This window comes from Chryseobacterium sp. ERMR1:04, from assembly GCF_001297705.1.
GTDB lineage: Bacteria > Bacteroidota > Bacteroidia > Flavobacteriales > Weeksellaceae > Chryseobacterium.
Map to the genome: position 1 here is coordinate 590,358 of NZ_LIRF01000008.1, position 23,723 is coordinate 614,080.

At 33.0% G+C, this 23,723-nt stretch carries 20 protein-coding genes and 1 pseudogene; 9 read left to right on the forward strand and 12 right to left on the reverse strand.

Annotated features, from left to right (window positions below):
- Window positions 1-59 precede the first annotated feature (59 nt).
- Together sufC and sufD are read left to right on the forward strand one after the other, a co-directional pair.
- Window positions 60-803, forward strand: a complete 744-nt coding sequence (gene sufC / locus AMQ68_RS19875) for a Fe-S cluster assembly ATPase SufC (RefSeq protein WP_054512336.1) — start codon at window positions 60-62, stop codon at window positions 801-803.
- 120 nt (window positions 804-923) lie between these two features.
- On the forward strand, window positions 924-2,231 hold the full coding sequence (sufD, locus tag AMQ68_RS19880) for a Fe-S cluster assembly protein SufD (RefSeq protein WP_071254933.1): 1,308 nt from the start codon (window positions 924-926) through the stop codon (window positions 2,229-2,231).
- Window positions 2,232-2,298: 67 nt separating this feature from the next.
- On the opposite strand, the gene AMQ68_RS19885 is transcribed toward sufD, so the two are convergent.
- Together AMQ68_RS19885 and AMQ68_RS19890 are read right to left on the reverse strand one after the other, a co-directional pair.
- Window positions 2,299-3,222: a DUF3078 domain-containing protein gene (locus AMQ68_RS19885; RefSeq protein WP_054512337.1), complete on the reverse strand. Its 924-nt coding sequence runs from the start codon at window positions 3,220-3,222 to the stop codon at window positions 2,299-2,301.
- A 223-nt stretch (window positions 3,223-3,445) separates the two neighbouring features.
- Window positions 3,446-4,375 carry a DUF3078 domain-containing protein gene (locus tag AMQ68_RS19890; RefSeq protein WP_054512338.1) on the reverse strand — a complete coding sequence of 310 codons (930 nt, stop codon included), beginning with the start codon at window positions 4,373-4,375 and terminating at the stop codon, window positions 3,446-3,448.
- A gap of 264 nt (window positions 4,376-4,639) precedes the next feature.
- Here AMQ68_RS19890 and AMQ68_RS19895 point away from each other — a divergent pair, with 264 nt between their 5' ends.
- From AMQ68_RS19895 to gdhA, 3 genes and pseudogenes are all read left to right on the forward strand, one after another.
- Complete coding sequence (locus AMQ68_RS19895) at window positions 4,640-5,407, forward strand: rhomboid family intramembrane serine protease (protein ID WP_054512339.1); 768 nt, start codon at window positions 4,640-4,642, stop codon at window positions 5,405-5,407.
- Between the two features lie 38 nt (window positions 5,408-5,445).
- Entirely contained in the window at window positions 5,446-6,555 is a 1,110-nt protein-coding gene (gene dprA / locus AMQ68_RS19900) for a DNA-processing protein DprA (RefSeq protein WP_054512340.1), read from the forward strand.
- 192 nt (window positions 6,556-6,747) lie between these two features.
- Window positions 6,748-8,105, forward strand: a pseudogene (gene gdhA, locus AMQ68_RS19905) (NADP-specific glutamate dehydrogenase).
- A gap of 216 nt (window positions 8,106-8,321) precedes the next feature.
- On the opposite strand, the gene AMQ68_RS19910 reads toward gdhA, so the two are convergent.
- The 6 genes from AMQ68_RS19910 to AMQ68_RS19935 form a co-directional block, all read right to left on the reverse strand.
- On the reverse strand, window positions 8,322-8,648 hold the full coding sequence (locus AMQ68_RS19910; protein WP_054512341.1) for a hypothetical protein: 327 nt from the start codon (window positions 8,646-8,648) through the stop codon (window positions 8,322-8,324).
- 120 nt (window positions 8,649-8,768) lie between these two features.
- On the reverse strand, window positions 8,769-9,257 hold the full coding sequence (locus AMQ68_RS25145; protein ID WP_054512342.1) for a YkgJ family cysteine cluster protein: 489 nt from the start codon (window positions 9,255-9,257) through the stop codon (window positions 8,769-8,771).
- Window positions 9,258-10,229, reverse strand: coding sequence for an ion channel (locus AMQ68_RS25150; protein WP_054512343.1), 972 nt, complete (start codon window positions 10,227-10,229; stop codon window positions 9,258-9,260).
- A gap of 219 nt (window positions 10,230-10,448) precedes the next feature.
- Entirely contained in the window at window positions 10,449-11,465 is a 1,017-nt protein-coding gene (locus AMQ68_RS19925) for a tyrosine-type recombinase/integrase (protein ID WP_054512344.1), read from the reverse strand.
- A 115-nt stretch (window positions 11,466-11,580) separates the two neighbouring features.
- Window positions 11,581-12,471 carry a tyrosine-type recombinase/integrase gene (locus tag AMQ68_RS19930; RefSeq protein WP_054512345.1) on the reverse strand — a complete coding sequence of 297 codons (891 nt, stop codon included), beginning with the start codon at window positions 12,469-12,471 and terminating at the stop codon, window positions 11,581-11,583.
- Window positions 12,472-12,481: 10 nt separating this feature from the next.
- Window positions 12,482-13,708, reverse strand: coding sequence for a tyrosine-type recombinase/integrase (locus AMQ68_RS19935; protein WP_054512346.1), 1,227 nt, complete (start codon window positions 13,706-13,708; stop codon window positions 12,482-12,484).
- A gap of 489 nt (window positions 13,709-14,197) precedes the next feature.
- Between AMQ68_RS19935 and AMQ68_RS19940 the strand changes: the two genes are divergently transcribed.
- The 4 genes from AMQ68_RS19940 to AMQ68_RS19955 all read left to right on the forward strand — a co-directional run bounded on the left by AMQ68_RS19940 (window position 14,198) and on the right by AMQ68_RS19955 (window position 16,738).
- Window positions 14,198-14,551, forward strand: a complete 354-nt coding sequence (locus AMQ68_RS19940; protein ID WP_054509276.1) for a hypothetical protein — start codon at window positions 14,198-14,200, stop codon at window positions 14,549-14,551.
- Between the two features lie 28 nt (window positions 14,552-14,579).
- A complete protein-coding gene (locus AMQ68_RS19945; protein WP_054509277.1) occupies window positions 14,580-15,524 on the forward strand; it encodes a transposase in 945 nt (314 codons plus the stop codon).
- A gap of 581 nt (window positions 15,525-16,105) precedes the next feature.
- On the forward strand, window positions 16,106-16,321 hold the full coding sequence (locus AMQ68_RS25970; RefSeq protein WP_054512347.1) for a superinfection immunity protein: 216 nt from the start codon (window positions 16,106-16,108) through the stop codon (window positions 16,319-16,321).
- A 33-nt stretch (window positions 16,322-16,354) separates the two neighbouring features.
- On the forward strand, window positions 16,355-16,738 hold the full coding sequence (locus AMQ68_RS19955) for a hypothetical protein (RefSeq protein ID WP_054512348.1): 384 nt from the start codon (window positions 16,355-16,357) through the stop codon (window positions 16,736-16,738).
- 578 nt (window positions 16,739-17,316) lie between these two features.
- Here AMQ68_RS19955 and AMQ68_RS19960 read toward each other — a convergent pair.
- The 4 genes from AMQ68_RS19960 to AMQ68_RS19975 are packed head-to-tail and all read right to left on the reverse strand — an operon-like array spanning window position 17,317 to window position 23,497.
- Window positions 17,317-20,472, reverse strand: a complete 3,156-nt coding sequence (locus AMQ68_RS19960; RefSeq protein ID WP_054512349.1) for an AAA family ATPase — start codon at window positions 20,470-20,472, stop codon at window positions 17,317-17,319.
- Complete coding sequence (locus AMQ68_RS19965) at window positions 20,459-21,013, reverse strand: ABC-three component system middle component 1 (RefSeq protein WP_123905742.1); 555 nt, start codon at window positions 21,011-21,013, stop codon at window positions 20,459-20,461. Before AMQ68_RS19965 ends, AMQ68_RS19960 begins: the two co-directional genes overlap by 14 nt.
- Window positions 20,997-22,286 carry a serine protease gene (locus AMQ68_RS19970; protein ID WP_054512351.1) on the reverse strand — a complete coding sequence of 430 codons (1,290 nt, stop codon included), beginning with the start codon at window positions 22,284-22,286 and terminating at the stop codon, window positions 20,997-20,999. Before AMQ68_RS19970 ends, AMQ68_RS19965 begins: the two co-directional genes overlap by 17 nt.
- The gene (locus tag AMQ68_RS19975) at window positions 22,283-23,497 is read right to left on the reverse strand and encodes an MBL fold metallo-hydrolase (RefSeq protein WP_054512352.1); all 1,215 of its coding nucleotides are present in this window, start codon (window positions 23,495-23,497) and stop codon (window positions 22,283-22,285) included. Before AMQ68_RS19975 ends, AMQ68_RS19970 begins: the two co-directional genes overlap by 4 nt.
- Window positions 23,498-23,723 lie beyond the last annotated feature (226 nt).

A 23,723-nucleotide genomic window follows, 5' to 3' on the forward strand; every position in this document is an offset into this window, starting at 1 on the left:
CTTAAAAAAGCAAAGGAGATTAAAAAATCTTGGTCTAACCTTGCGATAAACTTGAACATATGTTAAATATAAAAAACTTGCACGCCAAAATTGCAGATGGCGCAGAAATTTTAAAAGGTATCAATCTCGAAATAAAACCGGGTGAAGTTCATGCGATCATGGGACCAAACGGAGCCGGAAAATCTACTCTTTCTTCTGTAATTGCAGGAAAAGAAGATTACGAAGTTACAGACGGAGAAATTCTTTTTCAAGGTGAGAATATCATTGAAGATGCTCCTGAAGACAGAGCGCACAAAGGTATTTTCCTTTCTTTCCAATATCCTGTGGAAATTCCTGGGGTTTCTGTAACCAACTTTATCAAAGCTGCTTTAAACGAAACAAGAAAAGCAAACGGATTGGAAGACATGTCTGCAAAAGAGATGTTAGCCATGATTCGTGAAAAATCTGAGCAATTGGGAATTAAAAAAGATTTCCTTTCAAGATCATTAAATGAAGGTTTTTCAGGAGGTGAAAAGAAAAGAAATGAGATTTTCCAGATGATGATGCTTAACCCAAAATTGGCTATTCTTGATGAGACAGATTCAGGATTAGACATTGATGCGTTGAGAATTGTTGCAGATGGAGTAAACACATTCAAAAATGAAGGTAATGCAGTTCTTTTGATTACTCACTATCAAAGATTGCTTAACTATATTCAACCTGACTTTGTACACGTTTTAGCGAACGGAAAGATCATTAAAACAGGAGACAAATCTCTTGCTTTAGAGCTTGAAGAGAAAGGTTACGATTGGCTTCTTAACTAAGAAGAAAATAGTTTTTAGCTAAGATTTTATCAATTTTAACTAAAAAACAAAGCGGAAAAACCGCAGTATTAGTACAATATTCAAATATATAAAAAAGGTGTGATGGCCGAAATCGCAGTAATGGCTTTATACGATCAAATTATTGACAACCACGGTGAATTTTTGGAAAGTCTTCGTCACAGATTTCTGGATGAAGATAGAAAATCTGCTATTCAAAAGTTTGAAAGCATTGGTTTTCCTACCAAGAAAGACGAAGAATATAAATATACCAACATCAAAGAAATCACGGAAAAAAGCTACAATTTTTTCCCGAAAGAAAGTCACAATATCACTAAAGAGCAATTCGACCAATTGCATTTAGGCGAAGAAAATTTTGACTGGATTGTTTTTGTAAACGGTAAACTTCATAAAGAATTATCTAAAGTTTCTATCGAAAATGTAGAGTTCCTATCATTCAATTACGCATTGAATGACGAGAACCACAAAGAAGTTTTTGATAAATACTTTAATACAATTGCTGAAGGAAATTCGGCTTTTACAGATTTAAATCTTGCATACTGCAAATATGGTTTCTTTCTGAAAGTTCCGAAAAATGTAGTGATTGAAAAACCAATCCATATCTTCTATATTTCTCAAAATCAAGAAGAAAACACTTTCTACAACACAAGAAACTTGTTGATCGTAGAAGATGGTGCAAAAGTGGAAATTATTGAAAGTCACCATAATTTTGATGATACATTTGTATTAACAAATTCGGTAACGGAGATTTTCACGTATCCCAATGCAAAAGCAGATTGGCATAAACTTCAAAACGATAATCATACGTCTTATCTTGTAGACAGCACTTTCGCAAAACAGGAAAAAGACAGTTTAACAACGGTAAACACATTTACTTTTGGAGGTAAATTGGTTAGAAATAACCTCGATTTTATTCATAATGGATCAAACATTAATTCATTCATGAACGGAATCACAATTATTGGGAAAGACCAATTGGTAGACCACCATACGGCGGTTCATCATAAGACGCCCAACTGTGAAAGTTACCAGAATTATAAAGGTATTTTCAAAGATAATGCACACGGTGTATTTAACGGAAAAGTTTTCGTTGATAAAATCGCTCAGAAAACGAATGCTTATCAACAAAATAACAACGTTTTATTAAGTGAAGGTGCTACCATTGATACAAAACCTCAGTTAGAGATTTTCGCAGATGATGTGAAATGTTCTCACGGCTGTACGGTTGGACAATTGAATGAGGATGCATTATTTTATCTAAGGGCAAGAGGTATTTCTAAAAAAGAAGCGCAGGCTTTATTGTTGTACGCATTTGCTAATGATGCGATGCAGAATATCGATATTGAGCCTCTTAAAGAGAAAGTTTCAAAACTTTTGGCAGAGAAACTAAACGTAGACATAGAGTTCTAAAAATAAATTGATACATAGAAAAGCACTTCAAATTGAAGTGCTTTTTTTGTTTTTTATAGAAATTGGATTATTTCTTCATCCAAGATTGATTATCTTTTTTATCAGAACGCTTTTTACCATTTTCAAAATTATAGGCAAAACCAAGACCTAACGTCTGTTTTAGCTGTGTTCTTCTGATCTGGTTATGATCATACAATACATCCAATGTAATATTTGATGAGATAAATTTATTGATCTTCATATTTAAGACCGCTCCATACGCAAGAACCAATCTGTCCGGATGATCTATATAGTTTGAGAATACAGAAGCGGTATTGGTCAGGTTAATATTCTCCATCAGCTTCACTTTATAAATAGCTGTTCCCAGGAAACCAAACTGAAATAATGATTTATCACCATCATTCTTTAATCCGTAGCTTCCTGCATATTGTAGGTCTTTATCCAAGACAAAAGTCCATCTTGCATTGGCAGGGCGTAAGGTCATCGTAAAATTATCATTTGGACGGTAAGTTACCCCAACACCCACGTTAACATATCCAGGAGCCATAAAATTGGATATTTTAGCAGCATCCGGATTGTTTCCATCTGCATAACCTCCCGCAAACTGAGTTTGTAAACTTGCACCTCCAGAAAGATACCAGTTCTTCCTAAATTCTCTACCGTAATTCGTAGAAAGGTTAATAACGTCCTGCGTTTTTCTTGTTCCAACACCTTGTGTATTATTTTGTCCGTAGCCAAGAATAACAATGTTTTCCCAAAGATCTTTCCCTTTCTCGTAAGTCATATTGTAGTTAACTCCGGCAAGCCACCCGACGTTATTGGCGCCCCCGCCTACCCAATTTGAAAAGGCAGACTGATTAAGCATTAACGTATTTTGCCCCTTGATAGACCAGTATTTTGTAGAATCAGCGGCTGGAACATCACTCTTAGTTTCCTGTGCAAAAGCACTTACTCCCAAAGACATGGAAATGATTAATAAACTTTTTTTCATATGTATAAATTTTCATTACAAAAATATAAATATAATTATTGTAAATAAACAATTCAACAAAAAATGAATTAAAGATAGATTTTGTAAGCTTTTATTTATCTGAACCTTACAACAATAACATTGAAACACTGTCTTGAACTTAAAGCTACTTAAAAAACAAAGTCTTGAAAACAAAAAAGCAATTCAAAACTGAATTGCTTACTATATTACGATTGTCGTTAGCTTATTTTTTATTGATCCACCACTGGCTGTCTTTTCTTTCAGAGCGTTTAACCCCATTATTAAGGGTGTAGGCAAAACCAACTCCCAACGTTTGTTTGAGCTGTGTTTTTTGAATCTGGTTATGATCGTACAGAACATCTAAAGTAATATTGGTAGAAATAAATTTATTTACCTTCATATTTAGCAACGCTCCGTAAGCCAAAACAAGCCTGTCCGGATGATCCAGATAATTAGAGAATACAGAAGCCGTATTGGTTAAATAAATATCCTGCATCAGCTTCACTTTATACTGCGCTGTTCCAAGGAAACCGAATTGCAATAATGAAGAATCACCGTCTTGTTTTAAACCATAACTTCCTGCAAACTGAAGATCCGGATCCATAACCAGTGTCAGCCTGGCATTGGCAGGACGCATAGTCACCGTAAGATTATCATTGGGCCTGTAGGTAATCCCCAAACCAAAGTTCAGATAACCTGGAGCCATAAAATTAGAAATCTTTTTTGCCTCCGGATTGTTCCCATCCTCATATCCCGAAGCAAACTGGGTCAGCAAACTCGCACCACCAGACAAGTACCAGCTTTTTGAAAACTGTCTTCCATAATTGGTAGAAATATTAATAACATCCTGAGTCTTTCTGGTTCCGATACCTTGGGTATTATTTTGTCCGTAATTTAAAATAATAATGTTCTCCCAAAGATCTTTATCTTTTTCATAGGTAATATTATAGTTTACGCCTGCAAGCCAACCTATATTATTGGCTCCTCCTCCTACCCAATTGGAGAAAGCAGCCTGATTGATCATTAAAGTATTTTTGCCTAAAACAGACCAGTATTTGATAGTATCTGTTTTTACAGAATCTTTCTTAACTTCTTCTTGAGCATTTGCATATATCCCCAAAGAAATGGAAATAGCAAAAAAAAGTTTTCTCATAATTAACTATTTACAGCTACAAAAATATAAATATAATTTTTCTTTACGCCCACTTCAAGCCATAGATGAATAGGGAAGCTTTTATTTATTTTTTTAACCCATTCATAATAAGGAGGTTTAATAAATAAATGACAAAATATTTTTTTATTAAATTTTACTTAGAGAAAAGTATTACCTTTTGTCTTAAAATAAAATAAGCCGTTAAAAATCATCGCCATATTTTCCGAAATTGAGCATTGGCTTTTGATTTGACGTAAATTCTCCATGTTTAAAAATGTAATTTCCAAAAGAGCTATCTTATACCCACTGCTTATGCTTGCCGCAATGTGGTTTGGCTACTTTTTACAGACGCAGGGCTTTTTTGGCAGTTGCTTCGGGGCTATCATTCCTTTATTACCGGAAGGTTTATTGGGAATTGTCACCTCGCCTCTTTTACATGGAAATATGGATCATATTATAGGAAACTCCATTCCTATTGCGGTGCTCATGTTTCTTCTCTATCAATTCTATCCGCTAGTCGCCAATAAAGTTTTTATCTTGGGATGGCTTGCTACCGGTTTACTGGTTTGGCTTTTACCTCCTGTGGACATTCTTACCGGTGAATATATCTACACCTGCACCATCGGAGCCAGCGGAGTGGTTTACGTTCTTGCATTTTTCCTTTTCTTCAGTGGAGTTTTTAAGTGGAATACAACCCATTTAACCATCTCTTTATTGGTAGTTCTGTATTATGGCAGTTTAATTTGGGGAATGTTTCCTGAAGAACTCTTCTACAACTTACAAGAACCGAGTAAAATTTCTTGGCAAGCCCATCTTTCAGGCGCTGTTGTAGGAAGTATTATTGCTTTTGCATTTAAGAACATTGGAGAAAGAAAGAAGAAATATATTTGGGAATTTCCTAATTATTATAGCGAAAAAGATGATAAACTTTGGCAGGAATATAAAGAAAATCATCCTGACGATTTCTTAGAACTACCGTATAAAAAAAGAGATGATATTTGGGATCATTTGGATAAATTAAGGAAAAAATAAAACTTATTTTCTACATTTGTGTTATAAAACCAACACAAATGTATTCTGAAGAACAACTCTATTCCATCGCTTTACGCGAATGCAACCTTATTGGTGATATTAATTTTTTAAAGCTCGTCCGAACATTTGGAAGTGCAAAAGAAGCTTGGGAACATGCCAAAAAAGAATACCAAAAAGTAGATGGAATCGGAAGAAAAATAGTGTCTGACATCGGAAACATAGCTTATCTGGAATTTGCAGAAAATGAATTAAAATTTTGCGAAAACAATAAAATACAAATAAGACTAAGACATCTTAATGAACTTCCAAAATTACTTAAAGAATGTGATGACGCTCCTGCTATCCTCTATCAGAAAGGAAATTTTGATGATTCTTTAAAAACTTTAAGTCTTGTGGGGACAAGAAATATCTCGCCGTATGGTAAACAGTTTATCCATGATTTTTTTGAAGAAACCCAATCAAACCAATACATTTCAATAAGTGGCCTGGCATTAGGAGTTGATAAGGAAGTTCACGAACAATCTATTGAATACAATATTTCAACAGTAGCCGTTTTGGCTCATGGATTTCATATGCTGTATCCCGCAAAAAACAAGAAACTATCCGAAAAAATCATTGAAAATAACGGAGCCTTATTTACTGAATTCAATTCGTCAAGAAAACCTGATCGGGAAAATTTCATCCAAAGAAATAGAATTGTGGCCGGAATTTCACCCGCAACCATCGTTGTAGAAACAGCTTTTGGAGGAGGTTCCATCAGTACAGCCACCTTTGCAAACAACTATAACCGAGAGGTTTTTGCCCTTCCCGGAAAGATCACAGATAAATACAGCCAAGGATGTAATCAATTGATTTTTCAGCATAAAGCAAGAGCTATTTCTACCCTGAAAGACCTTACCGATTCACTGGATTTTAATAAGCCTCTTGAAAAAATAGAAGAATTATTTCCACGAAGTGAAGAAAGTATTCAATTAACTGAAAATCAAACAGTCGTATATAATTCAATTATTGACCATCCTCAAATAACTTTAGACGATCTTGCACAGAAAATATCGCTTCCTTCGCATAAAATTTTGCCGGTCATTTTAGAATTGGAGCTTTTAGGGAAAGTGAAATCGTATTCCGGGAGGCAATTCACTGCAATTTGAGATTTAACTATTTCTTAATATTGCATTATTTCATAGATAACTTTTAATTTTCAACAAGATTTAAACGCAAATTGTGGATTTAATAATATTTCGCCTCCTTATTATTAAATTTTCAGCAATTATCAAATAAGGTATTGTGAATTTTGAAAAAAAAATTAAATTTGTTGACAATAATATTCAACCTTACTCTATATGGAACAATATAATATTGACCAGAAAATTCAGGAGTTTATTGCAAAAATTGAGGCAAAAAACCCTAACGAGCCAGAATTTTTACAAGCTGTAAAAGAAGTTGCTGTGACTGTAATTCCGTTTATCTTGACAAAGAAGGAATACACGGGAATGAAACTTCTAGAAAGAATGGCGGAAGCTGAAAGAATCATTATTTTCAGAGTTCCATGGGTTGACGATAAAGGAGAAATCCAGGTAAACAGAGGTTTCAGAATTCAGATGAACTCTGCCATCGGACCATACAAAGGAGGAATCCGTTTCCACCCTACTGTAAACTTGTCTGTTCTTAAGTTTTTAGCTTTCGAACAGGTATTCAAAAACTCATTGACAACTCTTCCAATGGAGGAGGAAAAGGAGGTTCAGACTTCGACCCACAAGGAAAATCTGATATGGAAGTAATGCGTTTTTGCCAAGCTTTCATGACAGAATTATGTAAACATATCGGCCCTGAAACTGACGTTCCTGCGGGAGACATCGGTGTAGGTTCTAGAGAGATCGGATATTTGTTCGGTCAATACAAGAAAATAAAAAACGAGTTTACAGGTGTTCTTACAGGAAAAGGTCTTGCTTACGGTGGTTCATTAATCCGTCCTGAAGCAACTGGTTACGGTGTTGTTTACTTCGCTGAGCAAATGCTTAAAACAATCGGTCAAACTTTCAAAGATAAAACAGTAACTGTTTCAGGTTTCGGAAACGTAGCTTGGGGAGTTATTAAAAAGATAACTGAACTGGGAGGAAAAGTAGTAACTATTTCCGGACCGGATGGGTATATCTATGACAAAGACGGAATCGATGGAGAAAAAATCGATTATCTATTAGAGCTTAGAAATTCAGGGAACAACAGAGCTGAAGATTATGCTAAAAAATATCCTTCTGCTGAATTCCACGCTGGAAAACGTCCTTGGAGTGTGAAGTGTGATGTAGCAATACCATCTGCTACTCAAAACGAATTAGATCTAGAAGATGCTAAAGTATTAGTTGAAAACGGATGTCTTTGTGTAACTGAAGCTGCAAACATGCCTTCAACACTAGATGCTATCAACTATTTCTTAGATAACAAAGTATTATTCTCTCCTGGTAAAGCGTCTAACGCTGGTGGTGTAGCTACTTCAGGATTAGAAATGACTCAAAACTCTATTCGTCTAAACTGGACTTCTGAAGAAGTGGAGGCTAGATTGAAAGAGATCATGATCGGAATTCATAAAGCTTGTAGAGACTACGGAAAAGAGGAAGATGGCTATGTAAACTACGTTAAAGGTGCTAATATCGCCGGCTTCGTGAAAGTTGCAGAAGCAATGCTGGCTCAAGGAGTGGTATAAGACAAAATATAAAGGTTGGGAAAATTTCCCGACCTTTTTTGATACAACCTGTTCCCGGGATTATAAATGGGAAAAAAGTAAAAAGTGAAAGGAGAAAGCGTTGATTTATTTCAACGCTTTTTTTATTATCATTTGATTAAAAACATCGTGTGAGATTTAACACACAAAAAATCCTGAAACATTACGTCCCAGGATTTTTTACTGTTTTACTTTTAGTTATTTACTTTGACTTTTTGGTTTAGCTTTTTTTGCTGCTTTGGCTGTCCCTTTTGGCTTCGTAGTCTCTACTGATCCTTCTGCCGTTACACTTGGCGCTGCTTCTGTTGCAGAATTTACTGTTGCTGTAGCACCATCTATTGTAGTGGTAGCTTTAGTAGTAGCTGTTTGAGCTTCTTTAGCCACATCAGAGTTCCATTGCCCACCCGCCTGGGTTTGGGTTGAAGCTTGCGCACTAGCTGTTGCCGGCTGTTGAGATGTTGTTTGAGCTGATACTGCAACGATTCCTACTAAGGTAAATGCTGTTGCTAAGATTGTCTTTTTCATAATGTACGTGTTTAAAGTTAGTTGTTTCCTATTCTTAAACGCCGCCTATTTTATTAAAGTATTTGCAAACCAATCATTTAACGCACTTTATAACTCTTTAAGATGAATTGGGATTATGAATTATTTTTCTAAATTTTTCATAATTCTTTCTACAAACTCAAATGCTGCAGGACAGATTACCGTATTTTTTAACATCAAATCATTGATCTGATAAATCTTTTTACGATCTGTATGCGGATATTCTCTGCAGGCTTTCGGTCGCACATCATAAATTGAGCATGTATTATCACCATTCAGAAAAAAGCAGGGAAGATTTTGCAATACTTTGTCATTATCTTCATCTACTCTTAGAAATTTAGCTTCAAAATCAGCCGATTTCATTCGCAGATGTTTTGAAATCCGTTCAATATCTTTCTCTGTGTATAAAGGACCTGTGGTTTTGCAGCAGTTGGCACATTGCAGGCAATCTATCTTTTCAAAAACTTCATCATGCGTTTCCTGAACCACATAATCAAGGTTCTTGGGCGGTTTTTTCTTTAATCCGTCCAGAAACTTTTTGTGTTCTTTCTGTTTCTGTAAAGCCTGTTTCTTGTAAAATTGTAAATTCATTTATATTGATTCTTCTCCCAAAGTGGGAAGATCTACTTTTTGATAGTCATTGATTTTATCCAAATCTAAAACCGTTGTCTGATTATCTTTATTTGGATAATACATCGTGGTAAATTTTGCTCCATATACGATTTCCCTCGAAACATAAGATGATCTCTGAACTACCGTATTTGAAAACACTTCATCAAACGCACGTACATGAACAATGATTTCAATATTTGTATTCTTAAAATCATCCTCAGAGAAGCCATAAAACGGCGAATTTTCATCTATTTTATGCACAACCGTCCAATTGAGCGCTAATGTATTGATCTTGCTTAATTGAGTATCCAGCCTGTAAAATTTATTCTTCGCTCCCCTTTCTTCAATCACTTCAATGGCCGTTGATAAAATAACTTCAGCATCTGTTAATGCATTATTTTTATACGGTGCTAACCTGAACATTAAAGCCGTGGTATCCTGAAAAGGAGCAATTACTGTAATATCAGAAAACTTTAAATATGCCCTTGGTCTCGAAAATCTTCCATAAAACAAACCCGTTGCAATGGCAAAGGTAAGCAATCCTAAAAAAGCTTCAAAAGTAGCCACCAAACTGGCCGTAAAGCCCACGGGTGCAATTCTTCCGTATCCAACCGTCGTAAAAGTCTGTGAACTAAAGAAAAATACATCAATAAATTCATTTAACGGATCGCTTTTATCAATTCCTGTAAGATGTTCTACTCCAATTAAATAATAGATCATCGCAAAAACAATATTAATCAGAATATAACCCACAACAAGATACGAGAGAAACCGAAACGTGGATAACTCCAACATTGTATGATACCAGCTGAATCTGTTGAAGACATTCATTCCTTTTCTCTGAACATTCGGAAGACCATCTTTATTAATGAATCTTCCGGATGTGTTATCTCCAAAACCGCTATTCTCGGTATTCTTTTGTTGAATTTTCTTTCTGAATCCTCTTGCCATTTCTTTGAATCCTTTTTATTTTTTTAACGAACCTTATCCTAAATAAAAACTAACCAATAGGCAAAGATAAAATATTGTTTTCATGAAATTTATCAAAAGCTTTTGATAAAGTCAGTTATCAAAACTTAAATATAATCAAAAGTATAAAAAATAAATTATTACAAATCAATCAATTAGACTATTAACTTTGTACTTAGACTTTTGATTACACTATTAAAATTATCTCAAACCTTTAAGGAATTCTTTTAATGCAGAATTTTTTTCCCATGAACGTTCATTATTAATTTGAGGTAATACATCCTCATAAACAGATTCTAAAGCTTTTTTTATCTGTTTCGAATTGGTTCTAGTATATCTATCTGTAGTTTGTATACTCGAGTGACCAAGAAAATCTCTTATCCAAAATAAACTTAATCCCGCTTCAGCAAGATGCATCGCTTTTGAGTGTCTTAGAGTGTGCGGGCTAATTACTTGAGGAATAATTTCAGGATCAACAAATCTAGCGGCACTAGCATATTTTTTTAAGATATATGTAACTCCTGCAGATGTAAGTTTTTCTCCAACTCTGTTAAAGAATAATGGAGTCTTTTCTTTTTCTCTTTTGTCAAGTCCATATTCGATTATATATTGTTTTAAAAACTTTATCTGTTCTGATTGTAATGGTATCAATCTTTCTTTATTTCCTTTGCCATGTAGTAAAATCATGCATGGCTCTTCAAATCTTATATTAGACGGAGATAAATCTATTAATTCTTGAACACGAGCTCCGCTATCATACAATAAGGCCATCATCGCTAAATCCCGTCTCGAGCTACGATTATTACTAGGAATTTGTTCGAGAAGTAGTTTAATTCCATTAATAGATAGATATGAAACGGTTTTAATGATGGTTTTCTTTAATCTAATTGATCGAATATTTTGCCATTCTCCTATCCTAGTTGGCTCTTCATACATTAAGAATTTAAAAAAAGAGCGAATAGCCGCACAGCGCTGATTTCTTGTTGCTACATTATTATTATGCTCATACTCAAGCCATGATAAAAAATCCTCTATAATATCTTTATTAATATGTCTAAGCTCAATCTTATCAGCATCTATAAATTTAACCTTTTTCATAAAAGATAATAATAACGAAAAGCTATCTCTATACGCCCTAATTGTATGTTTTGACGCCCCATACTCACTAATCAAATATTTGTGGAAAAACTTTTCTAAATATTTAGCAAAATCTGTCATAAATCATCAGTATTAATAAATTTCATATCAGGAAAAACAAAAGCCGTTTTGCTTTGCATTTTAATTAGATCCGGAAACATTTGTGTTGTTAATCTAATATAGTGTGCCGTGGATTTTAAATTTTATGCCCTAAAAACATTGAAACCAAAGGAAGTTCACTATATATATCTGTACCTAAACTTATTAATTTCTGCAAACTATGAACAGCAGCAGTATGTCTTAAATCGTGTATCCTAGGTTGATTAATATAAGTCTGCTTAGGAATTTCTGCGTAGGACAAAGTTTTATGAAACCAAACTCGAATGTTTCCTACGGAACACTTCCTCCCCATTTGTGTTGTAAAGAAATGTCTATCTGGTGAATCTAAATTATGAATTGGGATAAAGTTCCTGAAAGTCCTATACTCTTTTAGAACTGACAATAAAGAATCATTCATAACAGCTAATCTTTGTTGTCCATTTTTAGCTCTATTTATATATATGAGTCGTTTATTAAAATCCAAATCTTCATTTTTAAGAGACAGCGCTTCGCTAATGCGCATTCCTGTACTATAAAGTAATCTACATATTGCCGGCATAACAAACATTGGAGTAGTATTTCTATTTATATCTATCCGAAGTTTATCAACAGTTGTAAAAATTAGTTCAATCTCTTGCGAAGTATATATGTAAGGTATATAATCATTTTGGCTACCTTCTCTTGGGGGTCGTGGAATATAGCATTCTATTCCTATACTACATAAATACCTACAAAAATTCACCCACGCAGTATATTTATAATACAAAGTTCGTTTACCGTCACTAATTCTCGTGTTTCTCCATTGCAAAATGACGTCTTCGGTAATATTTAAATCAGTTATGCTATATTCTTGGAAAAATTTATCAAATTCCAACATGAAACCTTTTAACACTTTTGTATCAGAAAGGCCTTTCTGTTTTTTTTCTGTAAGGAATCCATTTATGTATGGTGCGAATCTGCTTTTATAAAATCCTTTTGGTTCTTCCATAATTACCTTTTTAGTTTATTTGTAGATAAAAATCTTTGCTAACGGGTGGCACATCCAAAGAGCAATTGAGTAAATCTTCAGTATTTAAATGAAGATATATCATTGTATTTGCAGTACTATTATGCCCTAGAGTTCCTGAAATTACGGGTAATGGCGTTCCTTTTTTAAGAAGATTTGTAGCCAAACTGTGCCGCAAGGAATGTGGGCCATGCCTTTTTTTCGCAAATTCAACATTAGATTTTTTAAAATACTTTTCCGTTATTGCTGTCAAAGTTTGTCCTTCTAAAGGTAAATGTGGAGACTTTCCTTTAAGGAAAATATATTTAGAGAAAGATTTAGGCCTACCGTGCTGAATATAATCTACAATCGCCTCACCAACATCTATTAACAATGGTAATTCCACTGGTTCTTTGGTTTTAAATTGCTCAAGAGTTATAACATTATTATCCCAATCAATATTAGAAAATTGTAAAAGCCTTATGTCTGAAGACCTTAAACCTAGACGAGTCGCTAATAAAATTATAGCGTAATCCCTTTTACCTATTGCATATTTCCTATCAATAGATTTCTCTATGCACATAACTTCTTCAGGTGTATAGTGAGAAGGTAGTTTTTTATGGGATCTAGTTTTTACATTGGTAAGAATATTTGCTGTCCGAAAATCAATAATTTTTTTTGAATAAAGATCTGCTAAGACTGATCTTAAAATAGCTGCCACATGCTCTTTATCCTTTTGTAAATAAACAAATTCAAGTATATACTCTGCCGTAATATTATGAAGATTTGAAATCTTATCTTCAACCAATTTTTCACAAAACCGTCTAAGTCCTATATAATAATAATTCCTTGTCAATTGTGACAGACGTCTTTCCTTTGCATAAGTATTAAGAAAATCAAGCATATAACTTCCTAGATTCCCTGGTAATGGTAAATTATAATCTTTTCTTTTTTTCTTTATAGTCCAATCTCCATTTAGTACTGCATTTAAAAGCTCAATATACCATTCATGGTATTCATGTTTAGAATTTTTAATTAATTCACTTTCACCTGGCGATTGTATATATGTCAAATATTGTTTCCCTACATTTTCATTATAAAGGAGGGTCGACTTCGATGACATATAGAAGGAAAGTCGATAAAATTCAGACAAAAATTTCTTCTTTAAAGAATTTGAAAAAGCATTTTCTTCCATGCATTTTTCAAAAAGATTGTGAAGTTCATTTAGTTTTTTTTCCATATGTATATAATTTTAAACTTATACAAGCCTTATATAGAAAAATAAACTTTCGATGTTACCTATCCTAGTACCCATTGATATCAATATTTTTGGAAAACTCAAAAAATATTGATAATCATAATTTTTTTATTCAGTAATAAATTTTATATTTGCTAAATAAAAATACAGTATAGGGGACAAAAGAAAGCTCTTTTTTCCATATGCTATTATCGAAAATAAAATCCGTAGGTGCTCTAATACTTGACGGATTTTATTTTATACAAACATATTAAAAAAATACAAAACTCAACTATTTTTTATTGAAAACAATATTATTCCCAATATATATTGGAAATAATTCAAATATTTGGAATATTTAGTGTAATATAAATATTTGGAATGCAAAATTCACATAAGATGCTAATATTAAACATTTTATATAAATTCATTAAAAAATACAGGATCAGTTCCAAAACTTGGGGAGAAAATAAAAAATGATATTTTTGTAGTATGTTAAATGATGCCGAACTGCTTAAATTATTTTTACCTGAACTCTTGATTGAATATTTTGAGATTGTAAAATTTGAAGAGGAAAACAAAATTCTACATATTTACTTTGAAGAAAAAAATACAGTTCCAAAAGAATTTTCTTCGCTCATATTACAGTCAAAAGGTTTTGTTCCTGAAATTATGGTAGATGATTTTCCTCTCCGCGGAAAAACAGTGAAGCTCCACATCAGACGTAGAAGGTGGACTGATACTAAAACAGGAAACATCATTCAAAGAGATTGGAATCTTATTGCCAAAGGAACCCGCATGACACAAGATTTTGCAGAGTTCTTAAAAAAAATCAGCAGATACTAAAGCGCTTCCCTGTAAAACCATTGGTGAGATGTACGGCGTAGATGGTAGAAAATTCCAAAGACAGTACAAACAAAGCATCAGTAATTTTAAAGATTGGGAACAAAAATCGCATGCAGAAGATTGGATTCTCTACCCTGAAAACCTCTCCGAGCAGCTTTCCTTGGACGAAGTTGCCCTTTCTGATGGAGAACTGTACAGTGTTCTCACTTCCAAAAAAGCAAAAGGCAAAAAAGGTTCTCTTGTAGCTGTAATCAAAGGTACAAAAAGCAATATCATAGCTGAATATATTTTAAAAATCAGCAGAAGGTCGAGAATGAGAGTGAAAGAAATAACACTCGATATGGCTGGTTCTATGAAACTCATCGCCAAAAGATGTTTCCCCAAAGCAATACAGGTTATCGACCGTTTCCATGTTCAGAAATTAGCCATAGAAGCGTTGCAGGACATCAGGGTAAGCCATCGTTGGGAAGCTATTGAACAAGAAAATAATCTTTTGTTGGAAGCAAAGCAAAAGAAAGAAAATCTCCAAATTGAAATTTTCCTAAACGGTGACACTCGAAAGCAACTTTTGGCAAGAAGTAGATATTTACTTTATAAAACCAGAGAAAAGTGGACTCCATCACAAAAACAGAGGGCGAAAATCTTGTTCTCAGAGTATCCAGATTTAGAAAAAGCGTACAATTTATCAGATGGGCTCAGGAAAATCTATAATCAAAACATTGAAAAACCAGTAGCCATGTTAAAGTTAGCCCATTGGTTTAAAGATGTGGAAGAATCCGGATTTAAATCCTTCAATACCTTAACTAGGACAATTATATTAAACTATGATGGTATTCTCAATTATTTTAATGCTCGTAGCACGAATGCTGCAGCTGAGTCTTTCAATGCCAAAATAAAAAACTTCAGATTACAACTTAGAGGTGTGCGAGATAAATCGTTTTTCCTATTTAGATTATCTAAACTTTTTGCCTAGTCCCCAACTTTTGGTATTGATCCAAAATACACCTGTGAGCAGTTATTAAATTTTCATACTAATAATGCTTTTTTAATTGATTAATAAATTTCTTATTATTACAAATAACAAAAAAAACACTTATTAAACAATATAAAAAAGAGAGCTCTATGGTTACAGATTTTTTAGACGTTAAAGAAATACTCAAAAAATATTTATTCTAATAAAGCCTACCGCTAATTTCAGACGAGAAAACCAATCTAGTTGTATATTGTATACAAAAGGAAAAAGCCTAATGCTACATGTTTTATCCTGAATTAGATTATATTTATTTATATTTTTTTTAGATATTCATTTTACAATAATACCCACTATATTGTTTATCTATTTTTGATTTTTATTATATTTGCTACAAATTAAAATAACGTCAAGCGTAAGCTATCGTTTTGGTACATAAAGCCGCGAACTTTAAAATGATAACCAAAAATGATAGACTTACGCCCATGCTTATACGGCGTGGGCTAAGTCTTTCTGGTTATCGGGTACTTCGCGGCACCTATGTACGGATTGATATTAGTTCCACGCTCTTTTATTAAATAAGCATGATACAAATTTTGACCATAACTACACAACAAGAACAAGGTGGAGCATTATTTCTTAAAATAATTTTGTTTATCTATTTCATTCCTTCAATGATAGCGCTACTTCGTCTTCCAAAACTAAAATTTAAATTTCTGATTGTTTTATTAATTAATGTATTCTTTGGATGGACTGTATATGGATGGTGGCTATCATTTATAAAAGCTGTTTCTTCTTAGAAATCATATTATGTAAATGATTTATTAAATTATATGTTAGAAAATGATGAAACACAGATAAGTTTACTAATGCAAGATATAGTTAACCTTATTAATGAAAAATCAGAGCAAGTTGATTATAGTAAAAAGTCAGAGCAAGCAATAATGCTACAAGTTATAATCTGTTTAGATGAGCTACATGCATTTCAGAATACAAGAATACTTATAAATGCATTATATAGATTAAGGGCATTAGATTACAGATGGATCCGATTTAAAAATGAAAATAAATCTTATGGTGAGAGCCTTTTAAATTTTATAGATATAATCGTATTTTCAAAAGAGAAATTACGATTCGAAATATCATATTTTTTTCTTTCTGAATTAAAAAAAGTTAATTTTAATCTAGAACTCTATATACCCCAAAATCACTTGTAATCTATAAATTATATGCGTAAAATCATTCAGGAACTGGAGTTAAAACTTTTTTTGTAAACTTTTCATTTTTTAATTCCGAATATTTAATGCGAAAGCAATTTTTCAGGAATAATTATACCTATTATTTTAAAAGTAAGAAAATTATCTTTATTAAAGAAAAATAAAATCCTAACATGAAAAAAGTTAGGATTTATTAAAATTATCCTTCGCCGTGTGAGATCTGATTGATTATTATTAATTTTTAAGCTTATCGAAACCGCATTAAAAATTAATATTTCGCTTTGCAGAAAAGATTAACTGTGAAGAATAGCTATTAGAGACATTACTGATAGTAGAGAGAGACCTTTCTTCTTATTTGCCATACTTAAAATTTCCTTTTTTTGCGTTTTCGAAGCATTAAGCTTTAAAAATCAACCAATTAAACTAATTAATTTACTCCTCTAAGTAAATATATGACCCTATTCTTTTAAAAATTTTACTCAGCAAAATACTTCCTTCAAAACATAACACATCTCCTCTGATTAAAATAAGGCATCATTCCGAAAAGATTTTCATATTCTCTATAAACCATCTATCAATTATTTAACATGAGTCGCTTTACCAAAACTTTGAATTTCGTAATAACGAACGTTAAAAGCATCTGACGGCATTTTATTTCGCATAAGTTTGTAGAAATTTTCGTCATGTGAAGAAATTACAATTTGCCTGTTATACTTAGTTATCATTGTTCGAATAAGATCAATAAAGGAAAGTATATTAATATCACTTAGGTTTTGAATCGGATCGTCCATAAAAATTGTATCTATCTCATCATTTCGTGTTTCAAATGCTTTGGCCAAAAATATACTCAAAGATAAAACGTTTAGCTGACCAGCACTTAAATATAAAGAAGGGTCTAATTCTTCGTCATTACTTATAGCTTTAATATCCAAAATAGGTCCTTTTTCGGTAATTTTAGGACTAATTTTTATTTGGTTAAGATTTGGGTGAGGCTCAATTCTAGAATATATCTGATTAATCACCTCTTGATTAAAGTATTTATTGATTTCCCCATTAATGTAAGTTTCAGAAGTTTTTCTGGCCTCTATGACTTTGTCGAGTGAGTCGTCTAATGGTCTAATCTGCAATTCCCATTTTTCTACATCTTTTTCTAGTGTGTTTTTCAAAACATTGTTTTCTATAACCTTCAGACTCACCGACAAATTCTCAAGGTCCTTAACTTCTGCTATCAAATTTTGGTGATAGAGTTTAAGTCCCTCTATTTCTCTTTGGAAAAACTCTTCTGACGGATCTTCATCTTTAGAAAACTGTCTGAACTGATTGATATAAGTTGAAGTCTTTTGCTGAACATCATTGATATCGTTCTTCTTAGCAATTTTTAAGCCAGGAATTTCAGCCTCATTGAACTGAATGGAAAATGAACCTATATCACTTTTAATCTCTGCAATCTTTGCTTCATTTCCCGATTTTTCCGTGCTGGCAGAGGTCAATTGATGTTTGATTTCATCCAACCTACTTTGCAATTCTATTTTATGAAAGCTATCATCGACTAGATTTAATTCTTTCATTATCTGCTCAGCTTCGACTAAAAGTCGGTCAGCGCGAGAAATTGCGATATTATTTTCAGCAGTTGAAATCCTATTTTTTAAAATCGAAATATTATTTTCAATCGAAGAGATGTTTTGAAATCTATATTTTACAATATTTTCCAGTCGTAAAACCCTAAGCCTAATTTTAGAAAGTTTTGATTGCATTTCTGATTTAATTTCATCAAAATCAATAGGGGTGTTTAAGTCAGATTCTGTAGCGTCAGGTCTAAGTTGCGATAAACTTGTACTAACAGATCGAGTTGAATTCTGAAGGGCACTTTGTACATTTGTAATTTCACTTGAAATTATGTCCCTTTGCATTTGTAAGTTCGATATCTCATTATTACAAAGCTCAATTGCTTGCTTGATAAAACTTAAAATCTTCCTATTAAACTCACCGATTTTTTCTTGGAGCAATATTTCATCTGCCTTTGCTATATCAAGTTGCGATTTTAACGTTATAGTAGTTGTCTTGGCGGTCTTCTGTTCCTCGATTTTTGCTAATAAACTGGAAACTTCCTTGAAATCTGTTGCGCATAGTGGACAATGGTTGTCATCCGTTTTTCGAACATAATCCTCTCCCCATTCAATAATTCTGTCTAAAGTTTCGTCTAAAGTTGCAGAGTTATCTAGATCATTTTGCAATTTGTTAATATTAATCTTATTGGCAATTAACTGTTTATCCAACTGTTTTCTTATTGTAAAATCATCAGACAGCTTTTCCTGGTCCTCCAATGGTAATGATTCAAAGTCTCCATTTTCAACAATTGATTGCAACAACTGACGAGAAGAAAGTTTTGATGATAAAGCGGATTCTTTTTCTGTAAGTTGCTCATTAAGTTCTTTAATTTTTATCTTACTTTTTTCAGAATCTGCATTCCAAAATCTATAATTTTCCAGTTCTGTATCCCATTCTTTCAATTTACGATCAAGTGCATCATGTTGCTGCTCCCATTCTGTTAAAGTCGACTGGAGAGCAAGATTTGACGATTTTGAACTTTCTAATTGATTAAGATATTTATTGATATCTTGACGGAAATCATTAAGAATTTTTTGTTGCTGAGCAATATTTTTATAGATAGTATCAACATCACCGACAAGTGCCAATAAGCGGGATATTTTTTGTTCAGAATTAGAAATACTTAAAAATTTTATCTCAAGAGAATTTACGGAAGTATTATAAGTATTAAGATCGGTATACAATTTTTCCAATTTGGAAAGCTTATTGTAATCTTCGGTTAAGATGGGGTAAGCTTTTAACCATAGAAGATAGTCCTGTAATGATTTTTGTAGTGCTTGCAGTAAAGATATTTGTGCGAATGCATGCTGTTCGATAAGTTTGGCTCTTTCAATATAGGTTTGTGTCGTACTAAGAATAACTTGATAAGTTTCTTTATTGACATTCGCTACCAAAGCCTCCATTTTAAATTCGGTTGAACTTTTCTCAGCCAGTTTCTGAATTGCGGTATTAATTGGCTCAATCTGATCCCCGGCATTTAAAAAATCTTTAATTTGCTTATTCGCGCTCGCTATATTTGTGTTAATTTCATCTTTTTCAAGCGCCAACATACTGATATAACTGTCAATCTTTTTAAGAATGGAAAGAGCATTTTCACCTTCTGGCCAAAAGTTTTGCAATTGAAAAAATCGTTCATCAGGTTTAGTATGACGTAAAAATTCGTCAATTTGATCCTGCGTCAGTATATTGGTTTTAACCAACCTATCGAGAACATCTTGCTTAAAATCCGACTTTAGGCTACTCACAGTCCGGTAGTCATATTTGTATTCAAACTTTTTTGCTTTTCTCTCTGTAGCTGTTCGTTCTATTACTTTATCGTCAGTAGTCTGAATCTTAACCGTACCGCTTTTCCCATTTTTATAACTTTGTCTATTTGTGAGCAAAATTTTGTCTCCACTTGAATAGTCCCTACGATTAATTTCCTGTCCGAGTATATCCGATTCAAAACGTCTTAACTTACTGGAATAGCACCATTCCACGGCATCAAAGAAAGATGTTTTACCAAAGCCGTTTGGCGCATAAATCACCATTAGATTTGAAAGTGAGTCACCATTAATGAAGCTGAAATTCTGTTCTTCGTTATAAATTCGAAAATCATTAATTTTAATATCTTTAATCTTGCTCATCGCTTAAAAATTTAATGAGTTCTTTTAAATTGTCTCTATTAGTCATTGCATCAATCTGGTTAACCGCAATTGCTACTTCAGGATGCTTAGCATTCATCAATTCTTCAAGCTTGTCAATTGATACATTTCTTTCAGGTATATCAATATCAATAAGTGTTTTGCCTATTAAGCTATTAATATATTGGTCATTAATTTCCTCTTGTCCTGTTGAACAAACCATCTTTCGAGCTGAAAATTTGTCCTGAAGAATTATCTGTCTAAGTTCTTGAGGTACGAACTCTTTCACTAAATACAAAATATATAGATTCCAACGCTCGGCAGAATTGTTCAGTGTCCTACTTTGGAAACTTATCGCGACGTGATCACGTAATTCTTTATAGTTTTCTTCCAAATCTTTCGCAGTTTCGTAAAATATTGAAAATACATACAGATGAATTTTTCCAGACGACGTCATCCAACACTCCGCACCAGATGAACTAAAGTAATTATCAAATTTTGCTAATTCGTCTATAATTGGTTGTGATTTATTTAATTGCATCATTAAATATTTTAGTGAGATTTTGGGTCGCCTCTGCGATTGTTGTGCTACATGCAATACCTAACGCCAATTGTGACAAACTTAAAACTCCATAATCTATATTGCCAGCTATATTTAAACCTGCGTCTGTTGGGCTAAAAATATCAAAAATGATGTTTCTTTTGTCTTCTTTTGTGAAAGGGTGTAAGCCAAACATAGTTTTATGTGAGTGAAAAATATGACAATGATTATTTTGCAAAGTTCCTGCAATAGACTTGTCTAGTAGATGCTTTTTAGCTATAGAGAAATATTGTGCCTCTTCAGTAAAGAAAAATTGCAGAGTTAATTGGATATCTTGAACTATTTTTGTTTCGACACCTTCGATAAATTTTGATACCTCGGTGTTTGGAAGAGAAATATATACGGCATTAATATCACCATATTCTCCTTTCAGCATCTGTACGTAACTTAAAAATTCTAACCATGCTTTCCACAACTCATTATTTAGATCAGCTTGATTTTTTAGGAATTGAATTATCTCATTCAATGAGCCATTCAGTTCCGGAGTCATTAATTTACCAGTTAAAATACTTGCTATTGCTTGAGGAGAAGTATTCTTAGCTACTTGTTTGGCAAAAGCTACCCCAATTGATTTTAATGGTTCTTCTGCGTAATCAAATGCTTTGGGCATATAAACTGAAAAATCATCTAATTGATCATCAACAACTGATATACCATTCTTCTTTAAAAAATTTTCTGCTTTTTTAATACTTACAGAGCATAAGCTATTTACATCTATATATCTCAATACCGAAGATATTTCTTGCCTCTTATTTATTACCCCAGAGCCTGAAAATCCGCGATATTCATTGTCCAACTTGATGCCAGGCGTTTCCAATACGAGATCGTGAGTATGTTCTACAGATATGACATTAAAAACGGTTCCCTCCAGTTTACTGCCTACCACCAAACCTTCCTTAGTAGCTGGAAATCCAAATGCTGACCATTCGGCCTTAATTAAAGGTACCTCACTACATAAAATAACCGTATGGTCAGAAACATATCCGTCCGTTATTAAAATAGCAAGATCATTTTCGTTACAATGGTCTTTGACAAAAACTGGAGCCTTTGTTTTATCGCGATTTTCTATGTAAAATTTTTCGCCGATAAAGTCCTCAACAACATGTAGTGAAGTTATTAATAGTTTTTTTTCAGCGAAAAAAGCAGTACCTACCGGAATTCCATCCTTATCCAAGACTTTCCATGTACAATTTTCTAAATTTTTAATATCTATCATGGCAACTTTAATTCGTTGGAAACTTCAGCAGTATAGTTAAATTCCTTCATTAAGTCTTCGTCAAAGATCCGAGCAAGATGTTTAGGAAAATAATTGAAAATTAATTTCCTTTTGGTAATGGTCCCACGTAAAGGCCGGTTAATAATAAATGCAATTGTTTCAATGTCAGGATGCATATGAGAAGGATGGCTTCCATTCGTTGATATAAGGTAATTAGCACTGTCGATTAATTCATATAATTCTTTTGGATTATTTCCAAAGCTTCCGTGATGGCTAACTTTTATTGCATCAAAGAAGAGACAAGTCTCATCAGGATACAGTCTTTTTAATCGCTCTATCACAGGTTCTGCATGTGCATCAGCAAGCATTAGTATTTTTTTTCCATCTGCATTTAAAATAAACGATATAGAGCTCCCATTTCCGACCCGTTTGTCTGGTTTATATTCTGATTTATTTGATTTAATGAGCTCTGACGTTATTGGCTTGATAACGGAGCCATTAATGACACCACTATAAGTTTCAATATCTTTAGCACTAAGTGATTTTAAAAATAATTCAAATGCATCATCAACAAAATGCGTATCCGAAACCTTTATTCCCTGCGATTTTAGAGCTTTTTTAAACTCACTATCAATAGAAGTCAGTTGCTGCTTATTAGGCCCAACTAAAGTAATCAACACGTTATCGTTTAGAAGGATTGTTGTGGCATATTCAATACAAACGGCTTTGCCGTTAAAGTCTTCATTCCATGAGTAGTTTTGTGAGAGTAATTCCTTACCTAATTTTGAAGCTTGTTTTGCACCAATTTCAGTTTGCTTTTTGGTAGTATCAACTTTTTGCAAAGCAATAAAATTCCTTAGTAGGTTTAGCTGATTCTCATCCGGTACTGGAAGTTTCTTCTTCTCAAATTGCAGATGTTTGTATGCATTTAGCCATACCTGATCTATCTCAATTATTTTAGGACTTTGTGCTGATCCATTTTCCTTTATAAATTTTGCGGCACTATTAATATGATCATCATCATAGTGAGTAATTATAAAACGGTCAAGCTTTTTACCTGCCTTATGATACTTATTTAGTATAGGAAGAATTTCTGACTCAAAATTAAATCCACAATCAATCAATATATTAGTATTAATTTTTTTTTCATCGAAAACATCGATAAGGATAGTGTCGCCATATAGAGCTGGCAATAAATGTACTGTGAGCATTAATTGGTTATTAGATTGATGATAAATATATTACTTTTTTTGCTTTGCGAATACTTTAAGGTGGTGGTTTCTATTATTTTTAATAAAAAAGTATATTAAGTAAAATACATAAACGATACTTTGTTTGAAGTTTGAGAGAAATAACCTCAAACTTATCTTTTGTTTATGAATAACTTCTAATTAAGAATAGATTATTACATTCTAAGCAAGGATATTTATATAATAT